We start from the raw sequence: 12,348 nt of genomic DNA on the forward strand, positions 1-12,348 counted from the left end.
CAACTCAAACCTGAAGAGGAAATGTGAAACCGGCCCGCCAACGAAAGTTAGCAGGAAATACAGCAAATAATTGTGATGCTTTGTACGTGGTTCATACGGCTTTGATAGCGGTGAAAATATCATCCGTCCAGTGTGTTGACGAATCCCAATTTCAAATGCCACCTGAGCGCTTGAGTTTAAGGAGCATGCTATGCCTGTCGTTTCCCCAACCCTTAGCAATCTGACCGGCGGTGGCTCTGACGGTTGGGAGGTGTTCATGCGCGCGCGTCAGATGATCGCGGCGGGCACCCCTGTGCTAGAGCTGACAATTGGCGAGCATGACATTCGTACCGATCCCAGCATTCTGGCTGCAATGGACAAGGCCGCGCGCGGCGGTCACACGGGCTATGCGATGGTGCCCGGCATTGTGAAACTGCGCGAAGCGGTGGCGCGGCGTGTCACTGAGCGAACAGGTGTTCCCACTTCTGTTGAAAACGTGATGATCACCCCCGGTGGTCAGGCTGCGCTCTTCGCCAGCCATCTGGCGACCTGCCCCCATGGCAGCAAGGCGCTTTACATTGATCCGTACTATGCCACCTACCCCGGCACGTTGCGCGGTGTTGGCGCTGTTGCCGCCCCTGTTCCGGCCCATGCCGAGAACGGATTTCAACCACGCGCCTCTGACATCGACGCCGCGGCGACAGGCGCAAGCAGCCTGTTGATCAACTCGCCCAACAACCCGACTGGGGTGATTTACACCCGCGAAACCTTGGAAGACATTGCCGAGGTTTGCAAAAAACGTGACCTCTGGCTGATTTCTGATGAAGTCTACGACACGCAAATTTGGCAGGGCGAACATATCTCACCGCGTAGTCTGCCCGATATGGCGGAACGCACGCTCGTGATCGGCTCTATGTCTAAAAGCCATGCGATGACCGGCAGCCGCGTGGGTTGGATCGTTGGCCCTGCCAACATTATCGCGCATATTTCTAATCTGGCGACACATACGACCTATGGCGTTGCGGGTTTCATCCAAGACGCCGCCCTCTTCGCGCTGGAGCAAGGCACGGCGCTTGAAGACAAAGTTGGCGCGCCATTCGCGCGACGCCGTGAACTGACAGTGGCTATTCTGAACAAGCAAAATCATATCCGCATGATCCCTGCGGATGGCGCGATGTATGTCATGCTGGATATCCGCGAGACGGGGCTCAGCGGTGAGGACTTCGCCAATCAATTACTCGACACGCATCATATCGCGGTCATGCCGGGCGAGAGTTTCGGCGCTGCAGCTGCGGGGCATATTCGCGTTGCCATGACCATCGCGGATGACGCCTATGTCGAGGCGCTCCAGACCCTATGCGATTTTGCGGCGGAGCTTTGCGAATAGGAAAACTTGGGTTAGGCTGGCGTCATTCACATAACGAAAGCTTTTCACATGACCCGTATTTTGTTGCTTATCGCGCTGCTGTTTGGTGCATCCCACGCTGTCGCGCAGTCCTATCCTGAATATAATTCCACCACGGTAAACGACTATGCCGGACTGCTTGATGACGCTGCCGAGGCGCGCGTTGTGCAGGAACTCGAAAACTTGCGCAAAGACACCGGCGTTGAAATGACAGTTCTAACCTTGTCGCGTCAGGATATGTTCGCGCCTGATATCACGATTGAGAAATTCGCGACGGGTCTCTTTAACGAATGGGGCATCGGGGACAAGACCAGCAATGATGGTGTTTTGGTTTTGATCCTGAAAACCGACCGCGCCATGCAGATTGAGCTTGGCGATGGCTACGGACACGAATGGGACCGCGAGACCGCACGCGTGATCGACCGCTCTTTCCTGCCCGCATTTGGCGAAGACCGCTATCAAGACGGGATTCAAGCAGGTGTAACAGATATTATTAACTCCATCGTGAAACCATTTCTCACAGGGGAAGAGGCACCCAAAAGCTCTGGCGAGGGCAGCAATTTCATCTGGGTTATTTTTACAGCGATCTTTGGCGGCATCGCAGCGCTGATTTTCAAAGACAAATTCGTGAAGCTAAAGAAATGCCCCGAATGCGGCGGTCGCCATCTTAATCGCTCGCGCCATGTGAAAAACAAAGCAACAAAACAGGCGGCAGGAGACGGTGACATGATCACCGAGTGCGACAACTGCTCTTACCGCGCTGTTGTCCCCTACACCATCAGCCGTATTTCTTCGTCATCTTCAAAGAGTAGCTTCGGAGGCGGATCGTCGAGCGGCGGCGGCGCTGGTGGAAAATGGTAAAGTCTAAAAACGACGTTTCGTCGGTTTTGGCGTAGAATCGATTTTAAATTTGTCCTCCACTGGGTTCCACTAGTGGAGGATTGTCCTTGAACGGCAATGATTGGAAACTCGTGCTGACGCGCGTGACGATTGGGGCAAGGCGTGGACGCGCGGCGCGTGGGCGCCCCTAGGAGAGGTTCATCACCCCTCTTCTTTTTCCACGTCCAAAGGTCATCCCCATGAACGATCAATCCCCCACCCGCCGCTCCGGAGGACGCAATGCGCGTCGCGAAGCACGTTCCAACAAACTCGCCGATCACCTGCGCCCTATTCGCGCAGGCATGGAGGGCGGCAAATACAAACCGCTCAGCGATATTGATGTTGAGAAAATCCATCAAGCCGCGCTAACAGCGTTGGAGACCATTGGCCTTGCAGACGCGCCAGATTCAGGCGTTGAAATCCTGACTAATGCCGGTGCCATCTTGGGCGATGACGGACGCATCAGATTTCCGCGCGCCTTGGTCGAGGACGCCTTGGCCAAAGCTAACCGCGACGTGACCTTGTTCAGCCGCGATGGAAAGAACGACCTCGATCTATCGGGTCAGCGCGTCCACTACGGCACGGCGGGCGCTGCGGTGCATTTGGTCAATATCGAAGGCAATGAATACCGCGAAAGCACGCTGCAAGACCTTCATGATGCGGCGCGTATTTGCGATGTCTTGGACAACATCCATTTCGTGCAACGCCCCATGGTTGCGCGGGACATTCTCGACACGATGGAAGGTGAGCTGAACGCCATCTACGCCTGCACCAGTGGCACGACAAAACACGTCGGCATTTCGTTTTCCGAGGCAAGCATCGTCCCACATGCCGTTGAAATGTTGCACAAAATCGCAGGCGGCAAAGACAAGTGGCTCGAGCGGCCATTTATGTCCAACTCCAACTGTTTCGTGGTGCCGCCCATGAAGTTTGCGACCGAATCCTGCGAAGTCATGGAAGCCTGTATCGAAGGCGGCATTCCTGTGCTCCTCCTATCCGCGGGCATGGCCGGCGCAACCGCACCATCAACGATTGCGGGCGCGATAACGCAGGCCACAGCGGAATGCCTTGCTGGTTTGGTCTATGTAAATGCGATCAAACCGGGCCACCCCGCCATCTTTGGCACATGGCCCTTTGGCCTTGATCTGCGCACAGGCGCCATGACAGTCGGCTCAGGCGAGCAAGCCTTGCTCAGCGCGGGCTGTGCACAGATGCATGCCTTCTATGGGCTGCCGGGCGGCGCTGCGGCGGGTGCCTCGGATTCCAAAATGCCTGACATGCAGGCGGGTTGGGAGCAAATGTGCTCAAACGTCATGGCGGGTCTGTCTGGTCTGAACATGGTCTATGAGGCGGCTGGCATGCATTCTTCCCTGCTCGGGTTTTGCCATGAAAGCCTGATCCTAAGCGATGATTTGATCGGTCAAGCCATGCGCTGTGTGCGCGGCATCGAGGTCAATGATGAAACCCTCGCGCTCGATCAAATTGCAGAGGTTTGCATCGGTGGACCAGGTCACTACCTTGGAACGGATCAAACCTTGGGACGCATGCAATCTGATCACGTTTATCCAGCGCTTGGGGATCGCACATCGCCCAAGGAATGGGCTGAAATCGGCAAACCCAATTTGATCGCAAAGGCGAAGGCGAAAAAGGAAGAAATCCTCGCGACGCGGTCTCGCGCGAGATTCGATGCCGCCCTCGATGCCGATATTCGCGCGAATTTTAAGATCCATTTGCCGTCTTAAAGCGTCTATTCCGCGCAAAATACGCATAGTTTCGCACCCTTCACAGGGTGCGACGCAATTTCGCTGGCCTTTTACGCAGCGCCCCTATAACGGAGGCTCAACTCAGCTAAAGGCAGTGACTTATGGACCTTCGCAATATTGCGATTATCGCACACGTTGACCACGGCAAAACGACGCTCGTGGATGAACTACTCAAGCAATCCGGCGCTTTCCGTGAAAACCAAGCTGTTGCAGAACGTGCAATGGACAATGACGCAATCGAGCGCGAGCGCGGCATTACAATTTTCGCGAAACCAACTTCGGTTGAGTGGAAAGGCACGCGCATCAACATCGTTGACACGCCAGGCCACGCGGATTTTGGCGGCGAAGTTGAACGTATTCTGTCCATGGTCGACGGTGTTGTTCTGTTGGTGGATGCGGCTGAAGGCCCAATGCCACAGACGAAGTTCGTAACGTCCAAAGCTTTGGCCCTTGGTCTGCGCCCTATCGTTTGCTTGAACAAAGTGGACAAGCAAGACGCCGAGCCGGATCGCGCACTTGATGAGTGTTTTGACCTCTTCGCGTCTTTGGATGCGAACGACGATCAACTCGACTTCCCACACATGTACGCCTCTGGCCGTAATGGTTGGGCGGACAATGAACTGGACGGTCCACGCAAAGACCTATCTGCCTTGTTCGACCTGATCGTGAACCACGTTCCAAAGCCAAAGCAAATCGCACGCCAAAGCGAAGATTTCCGCATGTTAGCGACGACACTCGGTTCTGACGCTTTCGTTGGACGCCTTCTGACCGGCCGCGTTGAAAGCGGTACGCTGAAAGTTGGCGCAACGGTTCAGGCCCTGTCCCGCATTGGCCAAAAGATTGAACAGTTCCGCGTGACACGTATCCAAGCCTTCCGTGGTCTGTCCGAGCAGGACATCGACGAAGCGCAGGCAGGCGATATCGTTTCCATCGCAGGCATGTCCAAAGCGACGGTTGCCGACACGATTTGCGCCCTCGCGGTTGACGAACCACTTGATGCGCAACCTATCGATCCGCCTACCATCACAGTGACCTTCGGCATCAACGACAGCCCATTGGCTGGCCGCGATGGGAAAAAGGTCCAATCCCGCGTTATTCGCGATCGCCTGATGAAAGAAGCAGAATCCAACGTTGCGATTAAGATCGGTGAAACACCCGGCGGTGAAGCGTTTGAAGTCTCCGGTCGCGGCGAACTTCAAATGGGTGTTCTGATTGAAAACATGCGCCGCGAAGGGTTCGAGCTTTCGATCTCTCGTCCGCAGGTTATCATGAAGGAAGACGCTGACGGTGTCCGCGTTGAGCCGATTGAAGAAGCGACAATCGACGTGGATGACGAATATTCCGGCGCGGTTATCGAAAAGCTGACAGGCACGCGCAAAGGCGAGCTGGTTGAAATGCGCCCTGCTGGCGCAGGCAAGACCCGCATCATCGCGCATGTGCCGTCTCGTGGCCTTATCGGCTATCACGGTGAATTCCTGACCGACACGCGCGGCACTGGCGTTCTCAACCGTGTTTTCCACGGCTGGGCACCGCACAAAGGGTCTATCCCGGGCCGTCGCGCAGGTGTTCTGATCTCCATGGAGAACGGTCAATCTGTTGCCTTCGCCCTTTGGAACCTTGAAGATCGCGGCAAGATGTTCATCGGCGCGCAAGCTGACGTTTACACAGGCATGATCATTGGTGAGCACAGCCGTGAAAACGATCTGGAAGTGAACCCGCTCAAAGGTAAAAAACTGACGAACGTTCGTGCCTCTGGCACGGATGAAGCGGTTCGCCTGACGACGCCGGTGACGCTGAGCCTTGAAGAAGCGATTGCTTACATCAACGATGACGAGCTTGTGGAAGTGACGCCAAACGCGGTTCGCCTGCGTAAACGCTATCTCGACCCACATGAGCGCAAGCGTCAGTCACGCGGCGCATAAGCGCGACAGACGTCGGACAATAAAAAGCGCGGTAGGATATATCCTACCGCGCTTTTCTTTTTAGGCGACATGGCTGGATGAAATTATCCAACCTCGTCCGTCTAGATTAGTGATGACACTTGATCTGGCGCATAACGTAGTGCGCAGATGTCTTCAGCGTTGCAACTTCGCGATAGACTGGCGGGTAGGACACCAGTTCGATACGACCATTGCGGTGCTCGTACTGGCTCTTGCCAGCTTTAACGAGGTGCTTGGTGTAGTTGTATGTCGCGGGAACAAGGTGCTTGTCATAGCAAGCGACTGTTTTGCCTTCCCATGCCATAGCTGGTGCTGCGAAACCAAGGGCTGCGATAACTGCTGTAAATAGGGTCTTTTTCATCATTACTCTCCAATAAATGCTCAACAAAAGCAGGTATCTTTGACCAATTGTTCACGACGAAAATTTGAATAGATCATGTTTTTAATGTGTTAAGCGAAAATTGTCTTCAATTCATCGAATGTCGAAAACTTCTAAGCTCACAAAAGAAAAAGCGCGAAACCGAAGTTTCGCGCTTTCTTTATTCTGACGTATGGCTGTTAATATCGGCTCTACGTCAAAGACCAGCTTAGTGGTGGCACTTGATCTCACGCATAACGTAATACGAGTCAGATGTCTTTGTGCGCACTTCGCGGTATACCGGTGGGTATGCAACCAACTCAATGTGACCGTTCTTGTGCTCGTACTGGCTCTTGCCAGCTTTAACGAGAACTTTTGTTGCAGAATATTTTGCAGGCACGAGATGCTTGTCGTAGCAAGCTACTGTTTTGCCTTCCCAAGCCATTGCAGGTGCAGCAAATGCGACTGCTGCGATCGCAGCTGAAATTAGGGTCTTTTTCATAATAGTTCCTCCAGGTTACCCTTCACGTGAGATTGACTTAACGGCACTGCGGCCACGGAACCTACAGAAAAAACGATAGATTTAGAGGCGGCGTTAACCAAAACCCCTTATTTTACTTGCTTTTCGATGAAATTCCCAAAATTCGGCCCACCGCAAATTAGGCAAGCCTGCCACAAATTGGGACCGACTAATGCCTTTGCGGAAACAGTCATTCTATCTATCTGGGATTGTTTAAAGTTTTCAGATGACCTTGGATCATCATTGCGAATCGCTTGAAATATTCACAGCGCTCTAACGGAATAAGCCCGCCATTTAATTTATGCACAAACCTTGGTTATTACCCAATGTGCGCGGGATCGGCACTATTGCGCCGATCTCGTTTTCAAGGCGACCATCAAGACGCAGTGTAGACGTCGTTAGCTTTCGACTTCTTCAACAATTACCAAATCACGCTCAGACGCATTGCGGGCAAAATCGAGGGCCTCTTGATAGGCCGCTGAATGATAACACTCATGCGCCTTCTCAAGGCTTGGGAACCGCGCAACCACGTTACGCGCACGATCACGGCCTTCTAACTGTTCATGCTTGCCCGCACGCGCGAGAAAATACCCGCCATGCGCCGCAATCGCCCCGCCCGCGCGCTTGGCATATTCGCCATACGCGGCCTCGTCAGTGACATGAACATTCGCAATCCAAAGTGCTGTTGGCATGATTATCCTCCTAGGACCTGTTTCGCGGCCGCAATCGCCGCATCTGCGTTCGCAACGTCTTTGCCGCCGCCCTGCGCCATATCAGGGCGACCACCGCCGCCCTTGCCACCAAGCTCGACAACAGCGGCCTTGACCAGATCAACCGCAGAGACAGTGTCTTTGGTATCTTCGGTCACGCCAGCAGCCACAGCCGCCTTGCCGCCCGCATCCGCGATCAACAGAACGGCGCCCGATCCGATGCGCGCCTTATGCTCATCGATTAGCGCCGGAAGATCCTTGCCAGAAACGCCCGACAGAACCTGAGCGACAAAGTTAACACCGTTCACGGTTTCAGCATCTGCGCCACCACCCTGCCCTGCACCGCCGGACATGGCCAATTCGCGGCGCAACTGCGCGACTTCATTGCTGAGTGTTTTACGCTCTTCCAGCAGCGCTTTGACGCGCGCGGGCACATCGGCGGCTTGGGCCTTCAGATCGCTTGCAACAGCCGTCAACCGCTGATCCTGCGCACGCAGATGATCAAGGGCATCCTGTCCTGTCAGCGCTTCAATACGGCGTACTCCCGCACTGGATGCACTATCACCGAGCAAAGCAAAGGCGCCGATATCACCCGTTTGGCGCACATGCGTGCCGCCGCAAAGCTCAAGCGAATAGGTTTCACCATTGCTGCCTTTGCCAGAGCCCGCCTGAATGCCCATGGACACTACGCGCACTTCATCGCCGTATTTTTCACCGAATAGCGCCTGCGCGCCAAGGGCACGCGCATCGTCTGGTGTCATGATACGTGTCTCAACCGGCGTGTTCTGACGGATATAGGTGTTCACTTCTTTCTCGACGCGCGCCAATTCATCCGCAGTCAGGCCTTTGCCATGGGAGAAATCGAAACGAAGACGATCTTCTGCATTAAGAGAGCCGCGCTGAGCAACATGATCGCCCAACTCTTCGCGCAGGGCCTCATGCAGCAAGTGCGTCACAGAGTGGTTTGCGCGGATCGCGGTGCGGCGCGCATGATCAACCTCAAGAACAGCGGCGCTGCCTTTGGCAATCTCGCCCTGCTCTACCGTCGCCATATGAATAAAGACGCCTTGGCTCTTCATGGTATCCGTGACCTTGGCAGTCCCCGTCTCAGTCTTAATGATACCTTTGTCGCCAACCTGACCGCCGCTTTCCGCATAGAACGGCGTTTGGTTCAAGATGATCTGAACCTCCTGCCCCTCTTTGGCAATGTCAGATTCTGCGCCATCCATGACCAATGTGGCGATCTGACCTTCTGCAGTCTCTGTGTCGTAACCAAGAAAATCCGTTGTGCCATAAGCATCCGCAACGTCGAACCAAATCGCGCTATCTGCGGCTTCGCCCGTGCCAGACCAAGCAGCGCGCGCCTTTGCCTTTTGTTCTGCCATTGCAGCGTCAAAGCCATCGGTGTCGACCTCACGGCCCTTTTCACGCAATGCGTCCTGCGTCAGATCGAGTGGGAATCCATAAGTATCATAGAGCTTGAATGCGGCGGCACCGGGCAACACGTTACCCTCTGGCAGGCCTGCAAGTTCATCATCAAGCAGCTTCAATCCACGATCCAACGTCTGACGGAAACGCGTTTCTTCAAGGCGCAATGTCTCTTCGATCATCGACTGACCTTGGCTCAGCTCAGGGAAAGCCGCGCCCATTTGGTGAACCAAGGCTGGAACCAAACGATGCATCAGCGGATCTTTCGCACCTAATAGATGCGCGTGACGCATCGCGCGGCGCATAATGCGGCGCAGAACATAGCCGCGCCCGTCATTGGACGGCATCACGCCATCCGCAATCAAGAACGAGGTTGAGCGCAAGTGATCCGCGATCACGCGGTGATGGGTTTTGCCCGGGCCATCAGGATCAACATTGGTCGCATCGGCGCTCGCTTCGATCAAAGAGCGCATCAAATCAGTGTCGTAGTTGTCGTGCTTGCCCTGAAGCAAGGCACCAACCCGTTCGAGACCCATGCCTGTATCAATGCTCTGCATATCGAGCGGTTTCATTGAACCGTCTTCGAATTGCTCATTCTGCATGAAAACAATGTTCCAGATTTCAATGAAACGGTCACCGTCTTCTTCCGGGCTACCGGGAGGGCCACCCCAAATATGTTCGCCGTGATCATAGAAAATCTCGGTGCACGGACCACATGGACCCGTCGGCCCCATGCGCCAGAAGTTATCATCCGTTGGGATACGGATAATACGATCGTCGGACAGACCCGCGACCTTCTTCCAGATTTCGGCCGCTTCGTCGTCGGTATGATATACCGTGACAAGCAGTTTTTCTTTCGGGATTTGGAATTCTTTGGTCAGCAATTCCCATGCAAATTGGATCGCATCGGCTTTGAAGTAATCACCAAAGCTAAAGTTTCCGAGCATTTCAAAGAACGTATGGTGGCGCGCCGTATAGCCAACGTTGTCCAAATCGTTGTGCTTGCCGCCTGCGCGCACACATTTTTGCGATGTGGTCGCCCTCACATAGTCGCGCGTTTCCAAACCCGTAAATAGGTTTTTGAACTGCACCATGCCCGAGTTTGCGAACAACAAGGTCGGGTCATTGCGTGGGACAAGCGGGCTTGAGGAAACGACCTCATGGCCTTGTTTGCCGAAGTAGTTGAGATAGGTGGATCGAATATCGTTAAGACTTGCCATGGGACATGCGCCTTTTGGGCCGGAATTGCGTTAAAGATGAAATACCCCCACACCCAGCCACTGTCCACAGCGTGATCCAAAGCTGTGCAATTTCCCGTCCAGAAGTAGAAAAAGCGCCGCCCAAAGGCCGCGCTTTCTCCAGATCGTCCATCAGTTGGACCCGATTAACTCTCTAAGATATCATCATCCGACTTTTTCTCGCTCTCGGGCATTTCGAAATCAAGGCCGTGCGCGGCGCGGATCTTATCTTCGATATCAAGCGCGATATGCGAGTTTTCTTTCAGGAACGTCTTTGCATTTTCACGCCCCTGCCCGATCCGCTCATCACCATAGCTGAACCAAGACCCAGCTTTGTCTACGACGCCAGCCTTCACACCAAGGTCAAGCAATTCGCCCATTTTGGAGATGCCTTCACCATACATGATGTCGAATTCGACCTGCTTAAAGGGCGGCGCAACTTTGTTTTTAACAACCTTCACGCGTGTCGCGTTACCGACAATTTCATCGCGATCCTTCAACGCACCAATACGGCGGATGTCGAGGCGCACAGAGGAATAGAACTTCAACGCGTTACCGCCTGTCGTTGTCTCTGGTGAGCCGAACATGACACCAATCTTCATCCGGATTTGGTTGATGAAGATCACCATGCAGTTGGAGCGGCTGATAGAGCCAGTCAATTTCCGCATCGCTTGGCTCATCAGGCGGGCATGAACGCCAACGCTGCTATCGCCCATGTCACCTTCCAACTCGGACTTTGGTGTCAGCGCCGCAACCGAATCGACAACAACCATGCTCACCGCGCCAGAGCGCACCAGCGTGTCGACGATTTCAAGGGCTTGCTCACCCGTGTCAGGCTGGGAGATCAGAAGTTCATCCAAATCAACGCCAAGCTTCTTGGCGTACTGTGGGTCAAGCGCGTGTTCAGCATCAACAAATGCACAAACGCCACCCTTTTTCTGCTCTTCCGCAACTGTGTGCAGGGTCAATGTGGTTTTACCTGAACTTTCAGGGCCATAAATCTCAACGATCCGCCCTTTTGGCAGGCCACCGATGCCAAGAGCAATGTCCAGACCAAGTGAGCCCGTTGACGTAGCTTCAATCTCTTGGATCGCGTTTTCATCGCCCAATTTCATGATCGAACCTTTGCCAAACTGGCGTTCGATCTGTGCCAAAGCGCTATCGAGCGCCTTTTGCTTGTCTGCGTTTGCTTTGCTGCTCATGCTTAATAAATCTGCCGTTGCCATTTCTTTCGGTCCTTATTCCACATGCTGCCTACCGCAGCAATGATTGCCTAATGTTCCGCCTTCGTTCTCTTTTGCGATCAAAAGAAGAACAAATCAAGTTAAATCTTCTGCTTTAAGATTGGCGACGATCCGTTAAGAATGTGTTGAGAAACAATACTCTTCCCCTGTGAGGTTGCTATGCTGGTGTTCTGGAAAGAAAAAATCGTGCTTCTTGCTGTTCCAAAAACAGGAACAACAGCAATTGAAAACGCCCTTGCCAACAAAGCATCGATGATCGTATCTCACCCGCCCGAGCTGAAACATGCGCCCGTTTATCGTTATAATCGATTCTTCCGACCTATGTTTGAAAAGGCCTGTAACGCTCAGCTAGAAACCTTTGCAATGATGCGCGAACCTATCAGTTGGCTTGGCAGTTGGTACAGATATCGGCAACGCGACTTTCTTGACGGAAAACCGAATTCTACCAAGGGGATAAGTTTTGACGATTTTGTTCTGGCTTATATGAAGGGGGACAAACCGGCGTTTGCAAATGTCGGCTCGCAAGCGCGTTTTCTCGAACCACGCCCCAATGGAACGAAGGTCGATCATCTCTTCCAATACGAGGATGTTGCTGGTTGGACAGGTTTCCTTGAAGAGCGCTTGGATCGGAAAATCGATTTAGACCGACTAAACGTTTCTGCAAACCAACCGCTGGAACTATCCAAAGCTGTTGAAACTCGGTTTAAGCGGAAAATGCATGAAGAGATGGATTTGTGGAACAGCATTGGCGTTCGCGTTTAACCCCTCGCCCCTCAATTCAACTGGCTTTGCACTGTAGTCGTTAGCTCAGAAAGCGAAAAGGGTTTAGGCAAGAACACAGATTTGGGCAGTTCTTCGATACCGCCCTGAAGCGCCGATTCTGC

General features: G+C 53.6%; 10 protein-coding genes. 5 read left to right on the forward strand and 5 right to left on the reverse strand.

The genetic code is table 11. From position 1 onward, the window contains the following. Nucleotides 1-190: 190 nt before the first annotated feature. The 4 genes from ABJQ89_RS18550 (at nt 191) to typA (ending at nt 5,948) form a co-directional block, all read left to right on the forward strand. Nucleotides 191-1,366: a pyridoxal phosphate-dependent aminotransferase gene (locus tag ABJQ89_RS18550; RefSeq protein WP_348497638.1), complete on the forward strand. Its 1,176-nt coding sequence runs from the start codon at nt 191-193 to the stop codon at nt 1,364-1,366. Between the two features lie 48 nt (nt 1,367-1,414). After that, nucleotides 1,415-2,245 carry a TPM domain-containing protein gene (locus ABJQ89_RS18555; RefSeq protein WP_348497639.1) on the forward strand — a complete coding sequence of 277 codons (831 nt, stop codon included), beginning with the start codon at nt 1,415-1,417 and terminating at the stop codon, nt 2,243-2,245. Nucleotides 2,246-2,463: 218 nt separating this feature from the next. Further along, nucleotides 2,464-4,005: a trimethylamine methyltransferase family protein gene (locus tag ABJQ89_RS18560; protein ID WP_348497640.1), complete on the forward strand. Its 1,542-nt coding sequence runs from the start codon at nt 2,464-2,466 to the stop codon at nt 4,003-4,005. 122 nt (nt 4,006-4,127) lie between these two features. Continuing rightward, nucleotides 4,128-5,948, forward strand: a complete 1,821-nt coding sequence (gene typA / locus ABJQ89_RS18565; RefSeq protein WP_348497641.1) for a translational GTPase TypA — start codon at nt 4,128-4,130, stop codon at nt 5,946-5,948. A gap of 106 nt (nt 5,949-6,054) precedes the next feature. Here the strand turns inward: typA and ABJQ89_RS18570 are convergent, their stop codons facing one another. From ABJQ89_RS18570 to recA, 5 genes are all read right to left on the reverse strand, one after another. After that, nucleotides 6,055-6,327 (reverse strand): hypothetical protein, encoded by a 273-nt coding sequence (locus tag ABJQ89_RS18570; protein ID WP_348497642.1) that lies wholly within the window; start codon nt 6,325-6,327, stop codon nt 6,055-6,057. Between the two features lie 226 nt (nt 6,328-6,553). Further along, entirely contained in the window at nt 6,554-6,826 is a 273-nt protein-coding gene (locus ABJQ89_RS18575; protein ID WP_348497643.1) for a hypothetical protein, read from the reverse strand. Between the two features lie 416 nt (nt 6,827-7,242). Next, on the reverse strand, nt 7,243-7,536 hold the full coding sequence (locus ABJQ89_RS18580) for a DUF1330 domain-containing protein (protein ID WP_348497644.1): 294 nt from the start codon (nt 7,534-7,536) through the stop codon (nt 7,243-7,245). Between the two features lie 2 nt (nt 7,537-7,538). Continuing rightward, nucleotides 7,539-10,202 (reverse strand): alanine--tRNA ligase, encoded by a 2,664-nt coding sequence (alaS, locus tag ABJQ89_RS18585; RefSeq protein ID WP_348497645.1) that lies wholly within the window; start codon nt 10,200-10,202, stop codon nt 7,539-7,541. A 164-nt stretch (nt 10,203-10,366) separates the two neighbouring features. Beyond that, nucleotides 10,367-11,446 (reverse strand): recombinase RecA, encoded by a 1,080-nt coding sequence (gene recA / locus ABJQ89_RS18590; RefSeq protein WP_348497646.1) that lies wholly within the window; start codon nt 11,444-11,446, stop codon nt 10,367-10,369. Between the two features lie 177 nt (nt 11,447-11,623). Here recA and ABJQ89_RS18595 point away from each other — a divergent pair, with 177 nt between their 5' ends. Further along, a complete protein-coding gene (locus ABJQ89_RS18595) occupies nt 11,624-12,226 on the forward strand; it encodes a gamma-glutamyl kinase (RefSeq protein WP_348497647.1) in 603 nt (200 codons plus the stop codon). Nucleotides 12,227-12,348: the final 122 nt, after the last annotated feature.

Source organism: Planktotalea sp. (assembly GCF_039984035.1).
Lineage (GTDB): Bacteria > Pseudomonadota > Alphaproteobacteria > Rhodobacterales > Rhodobacteraceae > Planktotalea.